Raw genomic sequence first — 21,830 nt, forward strand, 5'->3', positions numbered from 1 at the left:
CTCGGCGGTCCCGCAGATCGGCCGACCGGCGTATGGCTGATGCAGTGAGCCACTGGATCAGTGAGCCGCTCGGTCAGTGACCCACCGAGCCAGTGAACCGCCGAATCAGTGAGGCACTGGAACGGCGAACCTCCGGAACGGTGGAGCGCTCAATCACTGGCTCGGATCCCGAAGTCGGCCGATCCGGCCGATCCAGACCCGACCGACCCACCGGTCCAACCGACCCACCGGTCCAACCGACCCACTGGGCCGACGGACCCACTGGGCCGACCGACCGGCCGAGCCAACCTATCGCCCGACCTACCGACCCGACCGACCGACTGCGGAGTCGCGGAACCTCAGCCCAGGCCGGCCGACTTCAGCCAGGCCTTGGCCACGTCGAGCGGGTCCTTGCTCTGCAGCTGCACCTGGGAGTCCAGGTCGAGCAGGGTCTTCGTGTCGAGCTTGGCGGAGACGGCGTTGAGCGCGGCGACGCCGTCCTGCGAGAGCCCGCTCTTGTAGACCAGCGGGGTCACGTTCGCGAAGCCGAAGAGGTTCTTCGGGTCCTGGAGGACGACGAACTTCTCCTTGATGATGGTCGGGTCCGTGGTGAAGATGTCCGCGGCCTGCACGGTGTCCTTCTTCAACGCGGCCTGGGTCAGCGGGCCGCCCGCGTCGAGCGCCTTGAAGGACTTGAACTTCAGCCCGTACACCGAGTCGAGGCCGAGGAGTCCCTGCTGGCGGGTCTGGAACTCGGGGGATCCGCCGAGGACCAGCTTCGGCGCGACGTCCTTGAGATCGGCGAGCGTGGACGTCGCGGTGAGGTTGTACTTCTCCGCGGTCGCCGCGTTGACGGTGACGGAGTCCTTGTCCTCGGCCGGCGACGACTCCAGCAGCGTCAGCTTTGAGTCGAGCTTGGCCTTCACCGCGGCGTTCACGGTCGCGAGCGAGGTCTGCTCGGCCTTCGCGTCGAGGTAGGCCAGCAGCGAGCCGTTGTACTCCGGCAGAACGGTGATGGAACCGTTCTTGAGCAGGCCGTACGTGGTCTCCCGGCTGCCGATGTTGGGCTTGTAGGACACCTTGATGCCCTTGGCCTTCAGAGCCTCGCCGTAGATGTCGGCGATCAGGATGCTCTCGGCGAAGTTGTTGGAACCGACGACCACGGTGTCACCGGCCGCCTTGTCGCCGGCGAGCGGGTCGGAGGTGTCGTCGGATGAAGAGGAACATCCCGCCAGCAGGGCCGTCATAGCGGCGAGGGCGACGGCCGCCGCACCGGGGTGGTTCCTGAGGGACCTGCTGCTGTGGGCGTTGGAAGTCACGGTTCCCGTTCCGGCTGTGGGGTTGATGAGAACTCAAACACTCTGACCCGATCCAATCCATCCGCTTCTTGATCAGTCAAGAGCAGCAGGATCACCGATTGGCTTCGATCCGTGATCACTTGTGTGCGGATCGGGAGATCACCTGTGTACCTCCCGGAGATCGACGGAAGGGGGTTCGTAAGCCGCTTCGTAATGGATTCTTGACGTGGGACGACACGCTCGACCGTTCGGATAGGCGATAGTCTCGCCGGAGTTGGCCTCCGCCACAGCAGTCGGCGTCGGCCACAGCGGTGTACGGGGGCCGCTCCAGTGTCGTCACGCGAGGACACATGTGTGCGCAAAAATGCACACATGCGCGACCCCCTTGCACGCTTGCAACGCCCTCTCGAAGGAGGCCCGGTGTCCACGAAAGAGGTGGACGCGCCCGCCCGGTCGGCACCCTCGGCATCGTCCTCCGCCCGTCGGGGGCTGCGAGGCTTCGCCGACCGATGGCCCTTCCAGCGCAAGCTGAACGTACTGGTCGGTATCCCGCTCACGGTGATCGCCCTGCTGCTGACGTACCTCATCGTCGACCTGGTGCAGGAGTCCAACCGCGCGGAGGACGCCGCCCAGCTGGTGCGCGACAGCACCGAGGTCGCCCAGCTGGTCGCCGATCTGCAGGACGAACACCAGCAGGCGATCCTGCTCTCCGTCCGGCACGAGGCGGCCTTCGACTCCGGCACCCCCTCCAGCGACGGTTACCGGCAGGCTCAACTCACCGTTGACGCACAGGTGCAGAAGGTGCTCGACGCCTTCGGCGACCGGCTGCCGGCTTCGGAGGTCCAGGCTCTGAAGGAGGTCCAGGGCCTGGCAGGGCTGCGGTCCACCATCGAGCAGGGTTATCTTCCCGCGGACAACATCGACCCGGCCTACTCGGGAACGGCCGACGGTCTCATCGACGGTCTGAACCTGGACCGCAACTCCGCGCTGGCCACCACCTTCACCGGCAACCTCCTCGACTCGCTGCTGCGCGCCGACGCCGCGCACGGCGCCTGGGAGACCGGCGTGTTCTCCGCGCGCACCGGCGACAGCAACGCGCTCATCGAGTTCACCGGCGCGGTCGGCTCCTACGAGCTGTTCACCTACCAGGCGGAGCGCTTCGACCGGTTCGCCGACGAGGCGCAGTCCGAGGAGTTCGGCGGCATCGAGCACAACTCCTCGCAAGCGTCGATCAGCAAGGACTACGCCGAACTGGCCGTGGATCCCAGCGCGTTGCAGGCGGAGTCGAAGGCCGCGATCCGCGCCTCGTTCCGGGACGCGCTCGCCTCCTACCCCGACTACAGCTCGCAGGCCGCGGTCCGACTGAAGATCACCGCGTCGCTTATCGACCAGATCGCCGACCGGGCGGACGACACCGCTTCCAGCGCCCAGTGGCGCGCGAGCCTGCTGCTCACTCTGGCGCTGCTCTGCTTCGCCGTGTGGATCGCGTTCTCCATCCTGGTCCGCCGCTCCGTGGTCCGTCCGGTGCTGGCGCTGACAGGAGCCGCCCAGGAGGTCGCCGACGTCGCGGGCCGCGAGCTCGCCCGGGTCGCCGACGACGACGCCGAGGAGTCCGGCTCCCCGCGGCTGCGCGAGCTGCCGGTCACCGCCGACGACGAGATCGGCGAACTCGCCGAGGCCTTCAACAACGTCCAGACGACCGCGGCGGCGCTGCTGGAGCGCCAGGTGCTCAGCCGGCGCAACGTCGCCGAGATGTTCGGCAACGTCGGCCGCCGAGTCAGCAACCTGACGACACGTCAACTTGCCCTGATCGACGCGGTGGAGCGCGGTGAGACCGACCCGGCGCTGCTGGCACGTCTCTACTCCATCGACCACATCGCGGTGCGTCTGCGCCGCAACGCCGACAGCCTGATGCTGCTCGCGGGCATCCGCGAGACCGTTCTGGACGCCGGACCGACCGCGCTCACCAACGTCGTGCGCGCCGCCCTCGGCCAGATCGAGGGCTTCCAGCGGGTCCGGCTGCGGGCCGCGACCGACACCATGGTGGAACCCGACATCATCGGCGACCTGACGCTGATGATCGCCGAACTCCTGGAGAACGCGGTGTCGTTCTCGCCCGAGGGCAGCCCCGTCGAGGTGGTCGTGGGCGCCGACGACGACGGCGCGTCCATCACCGTCTCCGACCACGGCCTGGGCATGAGCGCCGATCGCCTCGCCGAGGAGAACGCCCGCCTGGTGCGCCGCGAACGCCTCGACGTCGTCCCGACGAAGGTCCTCGGCCTGTTCGTGGTCGGCGCGCTCGCCCGCCGCTGGGACGTCGACGTCACCCTGTCACGCACCCCTGGCGGCGGTGTGACGGCCGAGGTGATGATCCCCTCGACGCTGCTGGTGACGACGAGCGAGGTGGAGGCGGCCGGCAGGCCCGGCGCGCTCGGAACGTCCGCCGCCCGGTCCGCCGTCGCGCCGGCCGCCCCCTCGGCCCCCGCGGCCGGTCCCTCCCCGTCGGCCTCGGTCCCCTCCTGGGCCACGCACGAGGACGATCCGGCCGCGCTGCCTCGCCGGGTCCCCCGCCGTGACCCGTCCCCCGCCGACCGGGAGACCGAGCCCTCACCCACCGCGAAGGCCGGCGCCGGGGACCCGACGACCGGTGCTTCCAGCGCCGAGTCCCCGGCCCACCCGCGCACAGCAGAGCGCGCCGCCCACCCGCGCACCGCCGTGCCCTCCGCCCACAGCCGCACGGACGAGGCCGGGGAGCCCGCGCGCACGACCGAGGCCGACGACTCCGCTCGGGCGGCGGGCCGGTCCGAGACGGTCGCTGCTCCGAACCCGTCCGACGCCCGGATCGCCACCACGTCCACCGCGTCCACCACTTCCGTCACTTCCGTGCCGTCCGCCAGCGCCACCGCCGCCACCGCCGCCGACCCGAGTGAGGCCCCTGCCGAGCGGGCGACCGGGCCGCGAGGCGGGACACCCGGGCACGGCGTCCCGGCGCCCCGCACTCCCGAGTCGTCAGTCCACCGGCGCGCGGCGGCCGACCCGGCCGAAGTCGCCGAACAGGCCGAACTCGCCGAGCGAGCCGATCGGGCCGATCGGGCCGATCACCGTCCCGCGGGCCCCACCGCCCCCAAGGCTCCGATCGACACTCCCGCAACCCCGGTCGGCACTCCCACGGCCCCGTTCGGCGCCGCCGCATCCCGAGCGGTGTCCGAGGCCCTGGCGGCGGGGCCGTCCGCCCGCGCCGGCGGCGACGCGCCGACCGGCGGCGGCGACGCGGCCCGTCCCCTGCGGCGACGGGTACGCGGCGCCACGCTGCGGACGACCGCCGAGGCCGCCGCTCAGCAGACGGCACGCCGGGCGGCCCGCCCGGCCGACGCGGACGCCGTGCGCAGCGCGCTGGAGGAGTTCGAGGCGGCTGTCGCCCGGGCGCACCGGGACAGCGCCGGGGACACCGGCGAGCACCCGAGCCCCGCCGGCATCCGCGCGGACGCCCACCCCGTCGCCCCCACCGAAGACGCGGTCGGAGGCCGGACCGACGGCCGTCCCGACCATGGCGCCGATCAGCGCCCCGGCGTTCAGCCCGACCGGACCGACCGGACAGAGCCGTCCGACCCGTCCGACCCGTCCGACTCGCCCGACTCGCTCGACCGGACCGATCGGACAGTGCCGTCCGACCCGTCCACGCCGTCCGACCGGACGGACCCGATGGCCGACCCGATCGCCGTCCGGGACACACCGCGCCACCAGAACCACCTTCCGGAAGGAGCCGAGCAGTGAGCACGTCGACAGGTGAGACTCCCGCCGGAGACGCCAGGCCGACCGATCTGCGGGCCGCCGCAGCCGACTTCACCTGGCTGCTCAACCGTTTCGCCACGGAGACCGCAGGGGTCGTGGACGCCATCGCGGTGTCCTCCGACGGGCTGCTGATCGCCGTGTCGGAGCTGCGCGAGCACGCCGACTCCGAACGGCTGGCCGCGATCGTCTCGGGCATCACCAGCCTGGCCGCGGGCGCCTCCGGCAACTACGGCCTGGGGGGCCTGAACAAGGTCATCATCGACCTGGAGGGCGGTCACGTCCTGGTCTCCGCGATCGGCAGCGGCGCCGTGCTCGGCGTGGTCACCGACAAGGAGGCCAAGCTGGGCAACATCGCCTACGAGATGACGGTGTTCGCCAACCGCGCCGGCACCGCGCTCAGTCCGCAGCTCGTCCTGGAGCTGAAGAACAGCGTCGGCGTCACGCGTACGCGTTGACCGCGTGCCACCGTAGAGAAAGCGAACACCGATGGCGGACGGCCGCACCCCGCGCGGGGCCGGCGAGGACGGCGTCGCCCCCGTCGGGCCCGCGCCCGCCGTCCGGCCCTTCCTGGTCACCGCCGGACGGGTCGCGGGCGGCTCGGGCGAGGCGTCGTCCGGCCGGTCGATGCCCGTGGAGACCCAGTTGGTGGCCACCACCGACGGGATCGACGCGCTCGACCGGCTCTCGTTCGAGCAGCACGACATCGTCGCCGCCTGCCGCGTCCCGCAGTCGATCGCGGAGATCGCGGCCCGGCTGCGGCTGCACCTGAACGTGGTGCGGGTCCTCGCCGAGGACCTGCGGACGGCGGGGCAGCTGTCCGTGCACGTGCCCGACTCCGGCGTCACCCACGACGCGTCCGTCCTGCGCAGGGTTATCGATGGCCTGCGGGCCATCCCCGACTCCCGGGGAGTACTCCGTGACACCGACTGAACCGCTGGTCCGCGCCTCGGCCGGCCAGTCCGCCGTACGGCCGCCGCTGCCGGTGAAACTGGTGATCGCGGGCGGCTTCGGCGTGGGCAAGACCACAGCCGTCGGCTCGATATCCGAGATCGAGCCGCTGACCACCGAGGCGGCGATCACCGAGGTCGCGGCGGGTGTGGACGACCTCAGCCACACGCCCCGCAAGACCACCACCACCGTCGCGATGGACTTCGGCTGCATCACCATCGACCCGACCCTGAAGCTCTATCTGTTCGGCACGCCCGGACAGGAGCGGTTCGGGTTCATGTGGGACGACATCGTGGAGGGCGCGGTCGGCGGGCTGGTCATCGTCGACACCCGCCGACTCGACGACTGCTACGCCGCCGTCGACTACTTCGAGCACAAGCAGATCCCGTTCGCCGTTGCTGTAAACGCTTTCGACGGTCAGGTGGCGCACACGCTGGAGGATGTCCGCTGGGCCCTCGACGTCTCGGACGGCGTTCCGCTGCTGGTCTTCGACGCGCGCGAGCGCGGCTCGGTACGGGACGCGCTGCTCGTCGTGCTGGAACAGGCTCTGGCCCGTTCGGAGCGCTGACGAGGCGAACGCGCTCCGCACAGCCACATCAGAGCGATCGGAGCGATCAGAACGATCATCCCGACAAGCCCGAAGACAACGACAAGCCCGAAGACAAAGACGAGTACAACGAGTACGACGAGTACGACGAGAGCTCGTCAACGGAACCGCGGTGCGGGGAAACTCCTTTCCCCGCACCGCGGTTCCTCTTAGTTGCTCCTGCGCACCCCTGGTGAGACGGCTGCCTTGGTGGCCGCCCAGAACAGCGCGAGCGTCACCAGTGCGAGACCGGCGACCAGGGCGGCGCCGCCCACGACCTTCTCGTAGTCGTGCTGGTAGAGACCGTCGACGATGTAGCGTCCGAGGCCGCCGAGGCTGACGTACGCGGCGATGGTGGCCGTGGAGACGATCTGGATGGCCGCCGAGCGCAGACCGCCGAAGATCAGCGGCAGCGCGACGGGCAGTTCGACGCGCAGCAGGACGTCGGTCTCGCGCATGCCCATGCCACGAGCGGCGTCCACGGGCGACGGGTCGACGGAGCGCACCGCCTCGTAGGTGGTGACCAGGATCGGCGGGACGGCGAGAATGACCAGCGGGATCATCACCGGCAGCATGCCGAACCCGAGCACGATGGTCGCCACCACCAGCAGACCGAAGGTGGGCAGCGCGCGAGCCGCGGTGGCGACCAGAGAAAGGACGTTTCCGCCGCGTCCGTAGTGGCCGGTGACCAGGCCTACGGGGAGCCCGATGGCCGCAGCGAGTGCAAGCGCTTCCAGGGAGTACTGGACGTGTTCCCACAGGCGGGTGGGAATCCCGTCGTAACCGTGCCAGTGGGCGCTGTCGCTGAAGAAAGCGCTGACGAAATTGAGTACGTTCACCGGGCTGCGTCCTCCAGGGCTGGCACGGCCGTCTCTGGCCGGACGCCTGTGCCCCTGGACCTGCCGGCGCTACGACCGCTCGGCATCCACGGGGTGAGCAGGACGCGCACGACGACCAGGAGGGCGTCGGCCAGGACCGCGAGGGCGGCGCTGGTGAGCACGGAGTTCCAGGCGAGTTCGGGCCGGTTGTAGATCTGCGCGTCGTGCAGCAGGTTGCCGAGCGCGCCCTGGTTGCCGATCAGCATGCCCACGCTGACGAGGCTGATGCTGGACACCGTCGCCACCCGCAGACCGGCGATGATGGCGGGCACCGCGATCGGCAACTGGACCTGGACGTAACGGCGTACGGGGCCGAAGCCCATGGCGGTCGCGGCGGCCAGAGTCTCCTGCGGCACCGAGCGGACGCCGTCGACGATCGCCGGCACGAGCACCACGAGGGTGTAGATCGTGAGCGGGATCATCACCGTGAGCTCGGTCTGCCCGGTGTAGTCGATGAGGACGACGAAGAAGGCCAGGGACGGAATCGCGTAGAGCACGGTCGTCACCCACAGCACGGGCGGGTACAGCCAGCGCAGCCGCACGCACAGTTGCGCCAGCGGCAGCGCGAGCAGCAGTCCGGCCAGCACCGGCAGCAGGGCCTCGCGCAAGTGCAGCCCGATCAGGCCGAGCCAGTCGTGCTGGAGGTCGCTCGGGATGTCGAAGAAGCGGTTCACCGGATGACCTTCTGGACGCCGGCTCCGGTGCTCCGCGGTTCCTCGCGGCCTTCCGCGTGGGCGCCGCGGATGGCCTCGGCGATGGAGGCCTGCGAGACGACTCCGGCGGCCCGGCCCTCGTCGTCCACGGCGACGGCCCAGCCGGTGGGCGACAGGACGGCGCAGTCCAGCGCGGCCCGCAGCGAGTCCTGCCCGGCGACGAAAGGCCGCCCGCACGGCAGCAGTCGGCCGACGTCGATCTGCCCGGCCGTCAGCCGGTCTGGCTCGCTCCACCCGAGCGGACGGCCGTCCAGACCGGTGACGAGGGCGTAGGGGGCCTCGGTCGTGCCGCGGGCGGCGATCTGTTCGGCGGTGGCGTCGATCGCCACGACCGGGGCGGTGAGCAGGTCCAGGCCGGCGGAGGAGAAGAACGACAGGCGCCGGATGCCGCGGTCGGCGCCGAGGAAGTCCTCGACGAACGCGTCGGCGGGGTCGGAGAGGAGCTCGGCGGGCGGCGCGAACTGGGCGAGCCGTCCGCCTGTGCGCAGCACGGCGACCATCGTGCCCAGCTTGACGGCCTCGTCGATGTCGTGGGTGACGAAGACGATCGTCTTGCCCAACTCTGCCTGGATGCGCAGGAGTTCGTCCTGCAGGCCCTTGCGGACGACCGGGTCGACGGCGGAGAAGGGCTCGTCCATCAGCAGCACGGGCGGATCGGCGGCGAGCGCCCGGGCCACGCCCACGCGCTGTTGCTGGCCGCCGGAGAGCTGGTAGGGGTAGCGCTTGGCGAACGAGGCGTCGAGCCCCACCCGTTCCATCAGTTCGCGGGCCCTCGCGCGGGCCTTGTCCTTGCTCCAGCCGAGCATCCGGGGCACGGTGGCGATGTTGTCGACGATGGTGCGGTGCTGGAAGAGTCCGGCGTTCTGGATGACGTAACCCATGCCCCGGCGCAGGGTGTTGACCGACTGCTGCCGGCTGTCGACGCCGTCGATGAGGATCGCGCCCACGCTGGGCTCGACCATCCTGTTGATCATCCGCAGGGTGGTCGTCTTGCCGCAGCCCGAGGGGCCGACCAGGACGGTGATCGAACGGTCCGGTATGTCGAGGGAGAGCCGGTCGACCGCCACCGTGCCGTCCGGGTACCGCTTGGTGACTGAATCTATCCGTATCAAAACGCCGAATACCCTTCGGGTCTGGCAATTTCCGCCCGTACTCGACCGATCGAGTCCGAGTCATTGCGGGGAGAGTCTAGACCGCTTACCAGATCAGCAGTCCGCCGCCGACCCGACGGGCGTACCGCGCGCTCGCCCCGATGCCGTCCAGCCGGGCTTCGATGTGACAGCGGTGTTTCCGGTCCGTCCGATCGGACGGACAGGTCTGCTCCGCGAGCCCCTCGCAGCAAGCGCTACACCTGGGTGCGCCACGACTCGGGACCGGCCAGATCGGTCCCTTCGGGCCGCCCGTCCCGTTCCCCCGTCAGGATGTCGAGGGCTCCGCCTTCTCCCACCAGGAAGATCTCACTCGTCAGACTCACCCGAGCAAGGAATCACGTCGCCCATGCCGTGTGAACACGGTTTCCGCCTGTGCGCGACCTGTGAGTCCGCTGAATCTCACTCTTCCCTCAGGGACGGCTCAGGGTTCCCCCAGACAGGCCCCCGATCGTCAGGGCCATGAACGAGACGAAGGCGAGAGAGGTCCGGCAGCGCTCGGTCGAGGTCGTGGCGCCGGCGTCCGACGAGGCCCCTGCCCTCGCCGACAGCATCGGCCGTCTCCCCATCCGCCGCCTAGGGGCCAACACCCACCTGGAGTACGCGTCATGACGACCCTCGCCCCGCCGCCCGCTCCCGTCCGGGAGGACGACCACCGCCACCGGGCGGACCCGCCGTCCGGCGGAGGGCTCGCCTCCCGTGCCAGGCGTCTGCTCACCGGCGCTCCCGAGGACCCCCGCTGGGCCCGACCGGCCCTGTGGGCGATCCTCGTCCTGGCCACGGCCCTGTACGCCTGGAACGTCTCCTCGATCACCGGCAACACCTTCTACGACGCGGCCGTCTACAGCGGCACCAAGAGCTGGAAGGCGTTCTTCTTCGGCGCCCTGGACGCCGGCAGCTTCATCACGGTCGACAAACCGCCCTTCGCCCTGTGGGTGATGGGGCTGTCCGCCCGCGTCCTCGGCTACGGAACCTGGCAGATGATGCTGCCGATGATCGCCGCAGGTACCGGTTCCGTAGCCCTTCTGTACCGGCTGATCAAGGGGGACTTCGGCGCCGTGGCGGCGACGCTCTCCGCGCTGGCGCTGACCTTCACCCCCATCACGGTCGCCCTCACGCGCGACACCAACCCCGACCCGATCCTCGTCCTCCTGATGTTGCTGGCCGCGGCCGCGTTGCTGAAAGCGGTACGCACCGGCCGGCTGATGCCGCTGGTCTGGTCCGGTGTCGCCATCGGTTTCGCGTTCAACACGAAGATGATGCAGGCGTACGTCGTCCTGCCGGCGTTCTTCCTGGTGTATCTGTGGGCCGCACGCGCCTCGCTGGGCAAGCGCATACGCAACCTTGCCGTGGGCACGGTCGCGCTGCTCGTCTCCAGCGCCTGGTGGATGGTGGTCGTCGACCTGATCCCCGCCTCCTCCCGCCCCTACATCGGCGGCTCGACCGACAACACCGTCTGGGACCTGGTCATCGGCTACAACGGATTCGGCCGCATCTTCGGCGCGAGTTCGTCCGTGGGACAGCAGGGCAACGGTGCGAGCTTCGGCGGCGAGGCCGGCCTGTACCGGATGTTCAACGACATCATGGGCGGCCAGATCTCCTGGCTCATCCCCTTCGCGGCGATCGCCCTGCCCGCGGGACTGGTCCTGCGCGGCCGGGTGCCCCGCACCGACGCACGACGGGCCGCACTGATGCTGTGGGGCGGCTGGTTCGTCCTGCACTACCTGATCTTCGCCCTCGCCGAGGGCACCTTCCACCCGTACTACGTCACCGCCATGGCCCCCGGCATCGCGGCCCTGACCGGCGCGGGCGGTGTGATGCTCCACCAGGCCTTCCGGGACGGCGCTGCGGTGAGGTGGGGCTGGGTGCTGCCCGCCGCGGTCGCGGCCTGCTCGGTGTGGGCGGTCGTGCTGCTGCAACGGGTTTCCGGCTCCGGGACGCCGTACACGGTGGCCGAGGTCGTGGCGGGCGTGGCAGGCGCCGCGGCGGTGATCGGGCTGCTGGTCGGCCGGTTCACGAAGCGGCAGGGGCTGACGGCCGTGGCCGCGCTGGCGGCGATCGTGGCCCTGCTCGCCGGGCCGGCCGCGTACTCCGTCTCGGCCGCCACCTCCGCCACCAACGGCACCAACCCGACGGCCGGCCCGAACACCGGTGGCGTGGGCAGGATGGGCAGCATGGGCGGGGGCGACCAGCGGCCCAGCGGCACGAACGGCGACCCTGGCACGAACTCCGGCGAGATGCCGAGCGGTTCGGGCGACGGTGAGGCGATGGGCGGGCCGCCGTCGAGCAGCAGCGGCTCGACGAGCGGGAACTCGGCCACATCCGGCACGGCGGAGTCGGGCTCAACCGGACCACGTTCAGCCGAGGCCGGTTCACCCGAGACCGGTCCAGCCGGGTCCGGTTCGGCCGAGGCCGGGGCCGCTGACTCCGGGGCCGCTGCATCCGACGCCATTGAGTCCGACGCCACGGAGTCCGGGACGGGCGCATCCGGGACCGCCGACGGCCGCACCGGGGGCGGCATGGGCGGTGGCGCCGAGGTGTCGTCCGCGATGATCACGTTCCTGATGAAAAATCAGGACGGCGCGACCTGGCTGGTGGCTGTGGCCACCGACCAGACGGCCTCTTCGATCATCCTGGAGTCGGGTCAGCCGGTCATCTCTATGGGCGGCTGGTCCGGCAGCGACAACGCGATGACGCTCGCCAAGCTCAAGAGCCTCGTGACCGCGGGCAAGCTGCACTACGTCGTCATCGACGACAGCGGTCAAGGCTCCGCCGACTCGGGGATCTCCACCTGGGTCAAGGCGAACGGCACGGCCGTGTCCGACTACAGCGGTCTCTACCGCCTGGACGCCTCCGACGTCAGCTGAGAACCCCGGGTACGGAACGGCCGTACGCACAGAGGGCGGGTCACCGGTGTCACCGTCGGCCCGCCCTCCCTCCACTGGTGTCCAGGCGCTCCTGCGGTCCACTGTCTGCCGTGCGCTGCCCGCGGTCGGGATTCTGGCTGCTGCCGCAGCCGCGCCCGAGTGAGCCCGGCGCGGTGGCAACTCCTGGAAACCGGGCACTGAACGGAGGGGAACCGAGTGGACCGCAGACGCAGAAACAGCGCATCTGTGGGCCGCCGCATCAACTCCGCTCAATGGCAACGGCGTTGACGCGGTGGGGGCCGGCGTCCTCGGCCCGAGGTCCAGGCGACGACGGCCGCGCCCCATCCGAGGAGCCACACGGCCGCTCCCAGCGCCCCCGCTGCGACGCTCACGCGGCCGCCGCGTCGGCCGTCGGGAAGCCGCCGCTGCGCAGTACGCGCCCGCCGGGCAGTACGGCGTACACCTCACAGCCCTCCTGCGCCGCCGCCCACTCGACACCATCCGCGCCCAGGGCGAAGGCGGCCGTCGCGACGGTGTCGGCCTCGGTCAGGGTCGGGGCCACTACGGTGAGGCTGTCGATGCCGGTGACCGGCCTTCCGGTGCGGCCGTCGAGGATGTGGTCGCCGCGTTCGTAGCGTGCGGAGGTCGCGACCGCGGCGTCGGTGAGGTCGAGGACGGCGCACAGCCGGTCGGCGAGCTCGGGGTGGCGTACGCCGACCCGCCAGGGACCGCCGGAGACCACCACGTCACCGCCGGCGTTGAGGCAGAACCGGCTGAGACCGGCGCTGGTCAGCAGCTCGGCCGCGCGCTGCACGGACCAGCCCTTGACCACCGCGCAGGGGTCGAGTCCGCGGCCGGGCAGCCGGACGTCGAAGGCGCCGCCGGTGGCCGCCCGGTAACGCTCGCAGATGTCGAGGACGTGCACGAGGTCGGCGCTCAGCTCGTCGGCCGCCAGTTCGCCCCGGTCGTACCGGGACACCTCGCTGTCGGGCTTGAAAGGGCTGAACCGTTCGTCGACCGCGCGCAGCCAGGCGAACACGGCGTCCCCGGTCGCCTCGGCGGTCTCCTTGGCGGTCTCCTTGGCGGTCTCCTTGGCAGTCTCGTCGGCGACGACGGGGTCGTCGATCCGCAGGGAGACCGGGAACCCCATGACGTGCTCGACGCGCTGCACGTCAGGCGCCCTTCGCGTCGATCGCCGCCTGGAGGGACTCCTTGTAACCGTCGCTGGTGAGGGTCGCGCCGGAAACGGCGTCTATGTCCGCGCTCTGTGCTGTAAGCGTTTCCGCAATCAGTTTCGGCACCGCGGCCGTCGTCTGCGGATGGTTCGGCTGCTTCAGCATCTTCACAGCCGTGATCTTGTCGCCGTCGTAGGTGACCTGGACCTGCACGTCGCCCTTCTCCGTCGTCACGGTCGTGCCGGTGAAGACCGGCGACCCTGAGGCGGAGGTCGAGGACGAGGACGAGCCGGAGGAGGACGCGGGGGGCGTCGAGACGGCCTCGGTGGTGGAGGTCGTCCCCGTCGACGGCGCGTAGCGCCAGACCGGGATGAGGCCCGCCACGGACAGGACCAGGACAGGCAGTGCTCGCTTCACGTTGTCTCTCTCATCCCGCCAGGCTGAAGCGCTCGAAGTGGATCTGCGGCTTGGGCACGTCGAGCTCGCGCAGGGTGCCGAGGACCGCGTTCATCATCGGCGGCGGCCCGCACAGGAAGACGTCGCGCTGCGCGATGTCCGGTACGAGCGCGGCCAGTTCGCGAGGCGCCAGCCGGTCGGGGGCCGACGGCCCGGTGACCAGGTGGAGCTCGGCGCCCTTGGCGACCGCCAGCTCGCGCAGCTCGTCGTAGAGGACGGCGTCACGCTCGCCGGCCACCCGGTAGATGACGACCGTGTGCCCGTGGATCTCCTCCAGCAGCGCCCGGATCGGGGTCACGCCGACGCCGCCGGCGATGAGCACGGCCTCCGGGCGGGTGCGGTGCATCGCCGTGAAGGCTCCGTAGGGGCCTTCGGCGAAGACGCGGGTGCCGGGCGCCAGGTGGCGCAGGCTCGCGGAGCCGTCGCCGGCCGCCTTCGCGGTCAGCCTCAGCCGGGTGCCGTCGGGCGCGGCCGACAGGGAGAAGGGGTTCGCCTGCCACCAGCGGTCCTTGGTCAGGAACCTCCAGAGGAAGAACTGGCCGGCCCGGGCGGGCATCCGGTCCAGGTCGCGTCCGGTGATGTACACGCTGACGACGTTGTCGGCCTCGGGCACGACCGCCTCGACGCGCAGCTGGTGCCGCCAGTTCCGCCACAGGGGCAGGACGAGGCGGCCCAGCAGGACGGAGCCCAGGGCGACGCCCCACACCGCGTACCAGTAGGCCGTGGCCGCGGACGACGCGGTGAACGTCGTCCCGGCCGCGATCTGGTGGGTGAAGGCCAGCACCACGGCGACGTAGGCGTACAGGTGGATGAAGTGCCAGGTCTCGTAGGCGAGCCGGCGACGGGCCCAGCGGGCCGAGGCGCCGCCGATCACCAGGATCAGCCCCATCGCGACGACCGCGCGGAAAACGCCTTCGACGGTTTCGGCGAGGTCGACGACTTGGCTCACGGGGTTCATCGAGGAGGACTGGGAGTAGCCGAAGGCGATGAAGACCACGTGTCCGACCAGCGTCCACAGCAGGCCGAAGCCGGTCCAGCGGTGCCAGTTGGTCAGCCGGTCCATGCCGATGCGGCGGTCCAGCCAAGGCAGCCGGGCCACCAGCAACAGCTGGAACGCCATCAGCAGGGCGGCGTACAGGCCGGCGAACCGGCCGGTGACGACCAGTGCGTTGGAGGCGAAGCCCGCCTGCACGGCGAACCAGGTCACGACGGCGGCGTTCGCGGCCAGCACGGCGTACAGGCCGGTGCGGGCCACCACTTTCGGGCGTATCGCCGTGGGGGGCGCGGGAGGCGATTGGACGGTCGTCACGGACGGAAACTCCTAGATCGGGGCCTCATGACTCAGAGCTTCTCCGTGCTTTGCTGTCGTTTTCCTGTCGTACAACTTTCAAGAGCATATCGATGCGCGCGCAGGGCGGACGCGGGTCTGGCGCCGTGCAGCGGGTGGCGCACTATGAGCGGGTGGAAAAAGTACGACTCCTCGTCGTGGACGACGACCCGCCGATCGCCGACCTCGTGGCGACGGTCGCCCGTTACGAGGGCTGGGACGCGGTCACCGCGAACTCCGGAGAGGAAGCGCTGCGTCGCGCCGCCGACTTCCATCCTGACATCGTGGTGCTCGACCTGATGCTGCCCGACCTCGACGGCTTCGGGGTGCTCGACCGTCTGCGACGCTCGGGCACGATGGTGCCGGTCGTCTTTCTCACGGCGCGCGACGGGGTCGCCGACCGCGTGGCCGGGCTGACCCGGGGCGGGGACGACTACCTGGTGAAACCGTTTGCTGTGGAAGAGCTGATGGCGCGGCTACGCACCGTGCTGCGGCGCAGCGCCGGGCCCGGCTTCCAGCGTTCCGTGCTGCGTGTGGCGGACCTCGTCATGGAGGAGGACACCCGGGAGGTCCGGCGCGACGGAAAGCTCCTGACCCTGACCCCCACCGAGTACGAGGTGCTGCGCTATCTGATGCGCAAGTCCCCGAGCGTGCTCACCAAGGCGCAGATCCTCGACCATGTCTGGGAATACGGTTTCGGCGGGCGTTCCAACGTCGTCGAACTCGTCGTCAGCCGGTTGCGCCGCAAACTCGACGCGACGGGCGACGATCCGCTGATCCAGACGGTACGCGGTTTCGGATACGTCATCCGGCAGGCGGCCGAGTGATCGCCTGGCCCAAGCAGTCCTACCGCGGGCTGCGGCTCGGCACGCGGCTGGCGCTCGGTCTGGGCGCGCTGTCGCTGGTGGTGTTCGCGGTGGTCGGAACGGCCCTGACCACCTACATGCGCGACTATCTGTCGGCGCAGCTCGACGACCAGCTCGCGATCGCCCAGGTCGCCCAGTCCAAGAGCCTCGTGGACTCCGGCTCGCTGGCCGGGAAGAAGTACTGGGGCTGGTACTACGCCGTCTACGACGTACGCGCGGGCGAGCCCGTGCTGCGCAAGCCCGAGGAACCCGGTGACGTGCCCCAGGACGTCGACGAGCTCACCGCCCTGGCCAAGGCGCAGACGACCGCCGACGCCGAAATGCTGAGCACCGCGCACATCGCGGGGCAGGGCGAGTACCGACTGCGCGCCTGCGAGGTGGAGCCCGGGGTGGTGCTGGTCAGCGGCGCGCCCATGGACGATCTCGAAGACACGGTCGGTCAGTTGATCACGATCCAGGTCGTCACCTTCGGCCTGGCACTGCTGACGCTCGTGGTGTTCGGCCGGGCGCTGCTGCGGCGCGGGCTGAAACCGCTCAGCGACATGGCGCACACCGCGCACGGCATCGCCTCCCACGACCTGACCGAGTCGGCGTCCCGTGTCCCCCTGCGCGCCGACGCCCCCGGCGGCGGCCCCGAGGTGGAAGAGCTGCGCACCGCGTTCAACACGATGCTGGAGCACTTCGACGACTCGCTCGCCGTGCGCGCGGAGGCCGAGCAGCGGCTGCGGCGTTTCGTCGCCGACGCCTCGCACGAGCTGCGCACCCCGCTGATGTCAGTACGCGGTTACGCCGACCTTTTCCAGTACGCGGCCGCCAACGCGCCCGAGGAGCGTGACAAGCATCTGGCCCGGCTGCGCGCCGAGGCCGCCCGGATGGGCTTTCTGCTGGACGATCTGCTGTTGCTGGCCCGTCTGGACGCGGCCGAGGTGGAAACGCCGCTGCGGATGGAGAACGCCGACCTGGTGGAGCTGGTCGAGCATGCGGCCGACGCGTTTCGCGCGAGCCACCCCGGCCATCCGCTGACCATGACGCCGGGCCCCGCCGCCGTCCCCCTGCGGATGGACCCCCACCGCATCCGTCAGGTGCTGGACAACCTCCTCACCAACGCCGCCGTGCACACCCCGGCGGGCACGCCGGTCCACGTCGAGGTGACCGTCTCGCCGGACGCGGCGCGGGTCCACGTGGCCGACCAGGGCCCCGGCATACCGCCCGACGATCGTGACAGCGTTTTCGACCGTTTCTACCGCGTCGACAGGGCCCGCAGCCGCGACCGCGGCGGCAGCGGTCTGGGCCTGTCGGTCGCCCGCTCCCTGGTCCAGGCGCACGGCGGCTCGCTGGAACTGAGCCCCACGGCGAAGACCACGGTCTTCACGGTCACGCTGCCCCTGTGACGGGGGCGCGGCGCCGCCGGCTCCCGGGGCTGGGCCGGGTGGGCTTCGTCGGCTCCCGGGGCTGGGCCGGATAGGCGTCGTCGGCTCAGTGACGGGGGGGGCGCGGCGCCGTCGGCTCGCAAGGCTGGGCCGGGTGGGCTTCGTCGGCGCCGCGGGGTGAGTGAACGTCGGCGAGGGCCTGGGATGAACCGCGGGGTGCGCGGGCAGAAATGACACAGTCTCACCGCGCCCCTGCGTCACCGCTCCGCGGTCGCCCTTCGGCCCGCGCTCCGTCGGCTGCCGGACACCGCACCGTCACACCGGAGGGGAACCACTCCCCCGTCCCCTCCCCGGACTCGCCCTCGATCCGTCACGCCGCCGCCGCGCGGTCACGACGCGGAAGGACGACGTGCGCCGTGTCCCTGCTGCCCCTGGACGAGACCGCGTCCCCGCAACACCCGGTCGCGGACGTCCGCCGCCCCACACCGGGCGCGACCGCGGCCCGCCGCGCCCTCCGCCTGTTTCCGCTGCTGCTCCTCGCGGTGTGGGCGGCACTCGACTGGCGTGCCGTGCACGACGGCGCCGCCCGGCTCGCAGCCGCCGACCCTTGGTGGCTGCTGGTCGGACTGCTCTTCACCTACCTGGGTGCGGTCGCCGCCGCCTGCGTCCGTCAGGGCGCGATCACCGAGCGGCTGCCGCCCGGCCTGCTGGTGGCCTCTCAGATCGCCGCGGGCGCCGCGAACCACGTGCTGCCCGCGAGCATCGGCGCCCACGCGGTCACCGTCCGGTTCCTGACGCGCCAAGGCGTCCCGCTGCCCCGGGCCACTGCCTCGATCGCCCTGTACTCCCTGGTCAGAGCGGTGGCGAAGACGCCAGTGGTACTGATCTTCGTGCTCGCCGCACCCGCCGCCGCGCCCCCTGTCCGGCTTGTCCCGGAGGGTCGCACGCTGGTCCTGGCCGCCGTCGGCCTCCTGCTGGCGCCTGCGGCGGCCGCGGGGCTCTACGTGCTCGTGCGGCCCCTGCGCCGACCCGCCCTGGACTTCGTCCGTACGGCGCTCACCGACGCCCGGCGCCTGCACAGCCGTCCCGCCCGCTTCCTGCCCCTGTGGGGCGGAGCGGTCGCGGCCCCGCTGATCCAGGCGAGCGTGGTGGCCTCGGTGGGAACGGCGCTGGGCCTGCCCCTGTCGTGGCCGCAGCTGCTGTTCGCGTTCCTCGCGGCGAGCACCGCGGCCGGCGCCGTGCCCGCGCCGGGCGGCATCGGCCCGGTCGACGCGGCCCTGGTCTTCACCCTGGCCGGCTACGGAACCCCGTTGCCCCTGGCCACGGCGACGGTCATCGGCTACCGGGTGCTGACGGTCTGGGTGCCGCTGCTGCCGGGGATGCTGGTGCCGTCGGCGCTGGTGCAGCGAAAACTGCTGTGAGCGCCGACACCCGTTGAACGTCAGACATCAGCGGTCAGACATCAGCGGTCAGACGGCAGCGGTCAGACGGCGGCGTTCAGACGTCAGCGTTCAGCCGGTACCGAGACCCGTCGTCGCCGCCGTCAGCCTCCGGACGTCCACCCTCGGCTCTGGGCGTCCGCCCTCAGCTCAGGACGTACGCCCTCGGCTCTGGACGTGTGGCGTCAGCTCCGGTCGTCCGGCGTCAGCTCTCGCTGTCCAACGTCAGCTCTGATCGTCCGCCGCGAGCCTCAGCGAGATGCTGTTGATGCAGTACCGCTGGTCGGTCGGGGTCGCATAGCCCTCGCCCGCGAACACGTGTCCGAGGTGGGAGCCGCAGCGGGCGCAGCGCACCTCGGTGCGCACCATCCCGTGCGTGCGGTCCTCGATCAGCTCCACCGCGTCGGTGTCCTTGGGGTCGAAGAAGGACGGCCAGCCGCAGTGGGACTCGAACTTGGTGTCGGAGGTGAACAGTTCCGCGCCGCAGGCCCGACAGGAGTAGACCCCCTTGGCCTTGGTGTCGGTGTACTCACCGGTGAAGGCGGGCTCGGTCGCCGCCTGACGCAGGACGGCGTACTCGGCGGGCGTCAGCTCCGCCCGCCACTGCTCGTCCGGCTTTTCGACGTCGTACGACATGAGCCTCAGCTCCTCACTGCGAAAGACGGTCCAGGATGCGCGGGCCCAGGTCGGTCACATCTCCCGCGCCCATGGTGAGAACGAGATCACCGGCCTTCGCCATTCCCGCGATCACGGACGGCGCCTCGTCCTTGTCGTGGACGGCCGTCACGTCGGCGCCCGCCGCGCGTGCCGCGTCGATGATCAGCTCGCTGGTCACGCCCGGGATCGGGTCCTCGCGGGCCGGGTAGATGTCGAGGACGACGGAGGCGTCCGCCAGGGCCAGCGCCTGTCCCATCTCCGTGCCGAGCTCCTGGGTGCGGGAGAAAAGATGCGGCTGGAAGAGGACGAGGATGCGGGCGTCGCCGACCGCAGCGCGCATCGCCTCCAGGTCGGCCGTCATCTCGGTCGGGTGGTGGGCGTAGGAGTCCACGACCTGGACGCCCGCCGCTTCGCCCTTGAGCTGCAGCCGGCGCTTGACGCCCGTGTACGCGGCGAGAGCCGGGGCGAGCTCCGCGGCCGGGACGCCCAGGGCGACGCCCGCCGCCAGCGCGGCCACGGCGTTGTGCGCGTAGTGGCGGCCGGGCACCGAGACCGCGAAGGTGAGCTCTTCGCCGTCCAGGACGACCGTCACCTCGCTCTTCAGTCCCTGCGGGACGACGGAGAGGACCCGTACGTCGGCGTCCGCGGCCTCTCCGTACGTCACCACCCGCACGCCCTCGACGCGCCGGGTGAGTTCGCGGGCGCCCTCGTGGTCGGCGGTGATCACCAGCGTGCCGCCGGGCACGATCTTCCCGGCGAAGGTCTCGAAGGACTCGTAGATCTCGTCCATCGAGGCGTAGTTGGCGTGGTGGTCGAGTTCGACGTTGAGGACGATGGCGACCTCGGGCGCGTACTTGTGGAAGCTGCGGTCCGATTCGTCCGCCTCGGCGACGAAGATCTCGCCCTCGCCGTGCCGGGCGTTGGAACCGGGCGCGTCCAGGTCGCCGCCGATCGCGTACGAGGGGTTCAGCCCGAGCTCGGAGAGCGACACCGCCAGCATGGACGTGGTGGTCGTCTTGCCGTGCGTGCCGGCGACGGCGATGGGACGCAGTCCGTCCATAAGCCGGGCGAGCGCGTCCGAGCGGTGGACCACCGGGATGCCGAGCTCGGCCGCGCGGGCGAGCTCCGGGTTGTCGGCGCGGATCGCCGACGACACGACGACGCAGCTGGCGTCGTCGGCCAGGTGCCCGGCCGCGTGCCCGATGTGCACGGTCGCCCCGAGCGCCCGCAGCGCCGCCGCCGTCTCCGACTCCTTGGCGTCGCTGCCGGCCACCTTCGCCCCGCGCTGGGCCAGGATCTTCGCGATCCCCGACATTCCGGCCCCGCCGATGCCGATGAAGTGCGGTCGGTCCATGGCGGTAGGAAGGCCGGGTGCCATGTGCTGTCTCCCAAGGTGCGCTACGACGGTCCAGTGCGTCCCCACCCTATGGGGCGAGCGCCGCGGCGGCCGACTCGGGCCGCGAGGAGCCGCGCCGCACCCGCCCCGTCGGCCCACCGATCCCCCGCACCTGCCTCGTCGGGCACCGCACGTGACTTCCGCTCGGCACCGCACGTGACTTCTCGCCTCGGCTCGGCTCGGCACCGCACCGCACCGCACCTGCCCAGCCGGGCTCCCGACCCGACACCGCACGTGACTTCGGGTGCGGGGCGGTCGGCGGGCCGGCGAGCGGCGCGGGCGCTTCGGCCGCCCGATTGCCTCGGCTGCCTGGGCCGCCTCGGCCGCCCCGGCCGTCTCCGGGCTTGAGGCCGTCCCGGCCCGCTCCCTATGCCTTGCTGTGCGAGAACAGTTTCAGCACCGGCACGCCCACCTTGTGCCGTGCCCGGGAGGCCCAGTCCCGGTGGAAGAACTCCTCCACGTAGTGGGGGTCGGTCAGCACGATCACCTCGTCCGCCTCGACCTCCGCGACCAGGGACTTCAGCGCGTCCAGTGGATGGTCCTCCACCAGCCGGCCCACCGCCGGGCTGCCGGAGGCCTGCAGCGCCTGGAGGGAGACCTCCAGCGCCCGCACGCCGAAGCCCTTGGCCTCGTCGCCCTCCGGCGTCTCGTTCTCCCGCGTCGCCTCGTCCAGTTCACCGAGGGCCACGTCGTCGATGGCCCGCAGCAAGCGGTCCGCCTGGTCGCCCCGCGGCTGGAGCAGCACGTGGAAGGAGACCGGATCGTCCCCGTGCAAGGTGGTGACGAACTCCACGTCGGCGGACGTCAGGGCCTTCTCGATCATCAACACGCTTGTGAACACCAGCGCCCCATTCTCCTTCGAGGACCCCCGTGGCCCTCTGTCCTCCGTGGGCCGTTCACGGCCCTGCGGAAACCATCCTTCCCCGTGCTCGCAC

General features: G+C 71.1%; 20 protein-coding genes. 9 read left to right on the forward strand and 11 right to left on the reverse strand.

Annotated features, from left to right (window positions below; translation table 11 throughout):
• Window positions 1-338: 338 nt before the first annotated feature.
• On the reverse strand, window positions 339-1,298 hold the full coding sequence (locus Sri02f_RS12155) for an ABC transporter substrate-binding protein (RefSeq protein ID WP_109001155.1): 960 nt from the start codon (window positions 1,296-1,298) through the stop codon (window positions 339-341).
• 399 nt (window positions 1,299-1,697) lie between these two features.
• Between Sri02f_RS12155 and Sri02f_RS12160 the strand changes: the two genes are divergently transcribed.
• Genes Sri02f_RS12160 through Sri02f_RS12175 form a run of 4 tightly spaced genes read left to right on the forward strand, consistent with a single transcriptional unit; the run spans window position 1,698 to window position 6,585 of the window.
• Window positions 1,698-5,051 carry an ATP-binding protein gene (locus Sri02f_RS12160; RefSeq protein WP_174855634.1) on the forward strand — a complete coding sequence of 1,118 codons (3,354 nt, stop codon included), beginning with the start codon at window positions 1,698-1,700 and terminating at the stop codon, window positions 5,049-5,051.
• Window positions 5,048-5,524, forward strand: coding sequence for a roadblock/LC7 domain-containing protein (locus Sri02f_RS12165; RefSeq protein ID WP_069767594.1), 477 nt, complete (start codon window positions 5,048-5,050; stop codon window positions 5,522-5,524). The genes Sri02f_RS12160 and Sri02f_RS12165 overlap by 4 nt, the downstream gene beginning before the upstream one ends.
• A gap of 31 nt (window positions 5,525-5,555) precedes the next feature.
• Window positions 5,556-5,999, forward strand: a complete 444-nt coding sequence (locus tag Sri02f_RS12170) for a DUF742 domain-containing protein (RefSeq protein ID WP_109001156.1) — start codon at window positions 5,556-5,558, stop codon at window positions 5,997-5,999.
• Window positions 5,986-6,585 carry a GTP-binding protein gene (locus Sri02f_RS12175; protein ID WP_109001157.1) on the forward strand — a complete coding sequence of 200 codons (600 nt, stop codon included), beginning with the start codon at window positions 5,986-5,988 and terminating at the stop codon, window positions 6,583-6,585. Before Sri02f_RS12170 ends, Sri02f_RS12175 begins: the two co-directional genes overlap by 14 nt.
• A 188-nt stretch (window positions 6,586-6,773) precedes the next feature.
• Here the strand turns inward: Sri02f_RS12175 and Sri02f_RS12180 are convergent, their stop codons facing one another.
• From Sri02f_RS12180 to Sri02f_RS43620, 4 genes are all read right to left on the reverse strand, one after another.
• Window positions 6,774-7,442, reverse strand: a complete 669-nt coding sequence (locus tag Sri02f_RS12180; RefSeq protein WP_109001158.1) for an ABC transporter permease — start codon at window positions 7,440-7,442, stop codon at window positions 6,774-6,776.
• Window positions 7,439-8,155 carry an ABC transporter permease gene (locus tag Sri02f_RS12185; protein ID WP_109001159.1) on the reverse strand — a complete coding sequence of 239 codons (717 nt, stop codon included), beginning with the start codon at window positions 8,153-8,155 and terminating at the stop codon, window positions 7,439-7,441. The genes Sri02f_RS12180 and Sri02f_RS12185 overlap by 4 nt, the downstream gene beginning before the upstream one ends.
• Window positions 8,152-9,306, reverse strand: a complete 1,155-nt coding sequence (locus tag Sri02f_RS12190) for an ABC transporter ATP-binding protein (protein ID WP_167467531.1) — start codon at window positions 9,304-9,306, stop codon at window positions 8,152-8,154. Before Sri02f_RS12190 ends, Sri02f_RS12185 begins: the two co-directional genes overlap by 4 nt.
• Window positions 9,307-9,539: 233 nt before the next feature.
• A complete protein-coding gene (locus Sri02f_RS43620) occupies window positions 9,540-9,668 on the reverse strand; it encodes a hypothetical protein (RefSeq protein WP_281261891.1) in 129 nt (42 codons plus the stop codon).
• A gap of 136 nt (window positions 9,669-9,804) precedes the next feature.
• Here Sri02f_RS43620 and Sri02f_RS12195 point away from each other — a divergent pair, with 136 nt between their 5' ends.
• Together Sri02f_RS12195 and Sri02f_RS12200 are read left to right on the forward strand one after the other, a co-directional pair.
• Window positions 9,805-9,954 (forward strand): hypothetical protein, encoded by a 150-nt coding sequence (locus Sri02f_RS12195; RefSeq protein ID WP_174855635.1) that lies wholly within the window; start codon window positions 9,805-9,807, stop codon window positions 9,952-9,954.
• A complete protein-coding gene (locus Sri02f_RS12200) occupies window positions 9,951-12,209 on the forward strand; it encodes an ArnT family glycosyltransferase (protein ID WP_109001161.1) in 2,259 nt (752 codons plus the stop codon). Before Sri02f_RS12195 ends, Sri02f_RS12200 begins: the two co-directional genes overlap by 4 nt.
• Window positions 12,210-12,597: 388 nt before the next feature.
• Here the strand turns inward: Sri02f_RS12200 and Sri02f_RS12205 are convergent, their stop codons facing one another.
• The 3 genes from Sri02f_RS12205 to Sri02f_RS12215 form a co-directional block, all read right to left on the reverse strand.
• Window positions 12,598-13,380 (reverse strand): FAD:protein FMN transferase, encoded by a 783-nt coding sequence (locus tag Sri02f_RS12205; protein ID WP_167467532.1) that lies wholly within the window; start codon window positions 13,378-13,380, stop codon window positions 12,598-12,600.
• Window position 13,381: 1 nt separating this feature from the next.
• Entirely contained in the window at window positions 13,382-13,618 is a 237-nt protein-coding gene (locus Sri02f_RS42700; protein ID WP_245970606.1) for an FMN-binding protein, read from the reverse strand.
• A gap of 193 nt (window positions 13,619-13,811) precedes the next feature.
• Window positions 13,812-15,149, reverse strand: a complete 1,338-nt coding sequence (locus Sri02f_RS12215; protein ID WP_174855636.1) for a ferredoxin reductase family protein — start codon at window positions 15,147-15,149, stop codon at window positions 13,812-13,814.
• Between the two features lie 92 nt (window positions 15,150-15,241).
• On the opposite strand from Sri02f_RS12215, the gene Sri02f_RS12220 reads away from it, so the two are divergent.
• The 3 genes from Sri02f_RS12220 (at window position 15,242) to Sri02f_RS12230 (ending at window position 18,824) form a co-directional block, all read left to right on the forward strand.
• Window positions 15,242-15,994: a response regulator transcription factor gene (locus Sri02f_RS12220; protein WP_109001164.1), complete on the forward strand. Its 753-nt coding sequence runs from the start codon at window positions 15,242-15,244 to the stop codon at window positions 15,992-15,994.
• On the forward strand, window positions 15,991-17,424 hold the full coding sequence (locus tag Sri02f_RS12225; protein WP_109001165.1) for a sensor histidine kinase: 1,434 nt from the start codon (window positions 15,991-15,993) through the stop codon (window positions 17,422-17,424). Before Sri02f_RS12220 ends, Sri02f_RS12225 begins: the two co-directional genes overlap by 4 nt.
• Before the next feature lie 395 nt (window positions 17,425-17,819).
• Window positions 17,820-18,824: a lysylphosphatidylglycerol synthase transmembrane domain-containing protein gene (locus Sri02f_RS12230; protein WP_109001166.1), complete on the forward strand. Its 1,005-nt coding sequence runs from the start codon at window positions 17,820-17,822 to the stop codon at window positions 18,822-18,824.
• A 243-nt stretch (window positions 18,825-19,067) separates the two neighbouring features.
• Here Sri02f_RS12230 and msrB read toward each other — a convergent pair whose 3' ends face one another.
• From msrB to Sri02f_RS12245, 3 genes are all read right to left on the reverse strand, one after another.
• Window positions 19,068-19,478, reverse strand: a complete 411-nt coding sequence (gene msrB, locus Sri02f_RS12235) for a peptide-methionine (R)-S-oxide reductase MsrB (protein ID WP_109001167.1) — start codon at window positions 19,476-19,478, stop codon at window positions 19,068-19,070.
• 13 nt (window positions 19,479-19,491) lie between these two features.
• Complete coding sequence (gene murC, locus Sri02f_RS12240) at window positions 19,492-20,877, reverse strand: UDP-N-acetylmuramate--L-alanine ligase (protein WP_109001168.1); 1,386 nt, start codon at window positions 20,875-20,877, stop codon at window positions 19,492-19,494.
• A gap of 385 nt (window positions 20,878-21,262) precedes the next feature.
• The gene (locus tag Sri02f_RS12245) at window positions 21,263-21,736 is read right to left on the reverse strand and encodes an indole-3-glycerol phosphate synthase (protein WP_174855638.1); all 474 of its coding nucleotides are present in this window, start codon (window positions 21,734-21,736) and stop codon (window positions 21,263-21,265) included.
• Window positions 21,737-21,830 lie beyond the last annotated feature (94 nt).

Source organism: Streptomyces rishiriensis (assembly GCF_003112535.1).
Taxonomy (GTDB): Bacteria; Actinomycetota; Actinomycetes; order Streptomycetales; family Streptomycetaceae; genus Streptomyces; species Streptomyces rishiriensis.

What these genes read in the sequence shown, in the direction of transcription:
- Sri02f_RS12220 (WP_109001164.1), top strand. Translation starts at nt 15,242, where the DNA reads ATGCGCGCGCAGGGCGGACGCGGGTCTGGCGCCGTGCAGCGGGTGGCG.
- Sri02f_RS12170 (WP_109001156.1), top strand. Translation starts at nt 5,556, where the DNA reads ATGGCGGACGGCCGCACCCCGCGCGGGGCCGGCGAGGACGGCGTCGCC.
- Sri02f_RS12200 (WP_109001161.1), top strand. Translation starts at nt 9,951, where the DNA reads ATGACGACCCTCGCCCCGCCGCCCGCTCCCGTCCGGGAGGACGACCAC.
- msrB (WP_109001167.1), bottom strand. Translation starts at nt 19,478, where the DNA reads ATGTCGTACGACGTCGAAAAGCCGGACGAGCAGTGGCGGGCGGAGCTG.
- Sri02f_RS12195 (WP_174855635.1), top strand. Translation starts at nt 9,805, where the DNA reads ATGAACGAGACGAAGGCGAGAGAGGTCCGGCAGCGCTCGGTCGAGGTC.
- murC (WP_109001168.1), bottom strand. Translation starts at nt 20,877, where the DNA reads ATGGCACCCGGCCTTCCTACCGCCATGGACCGACCGCACTTCATCGGC.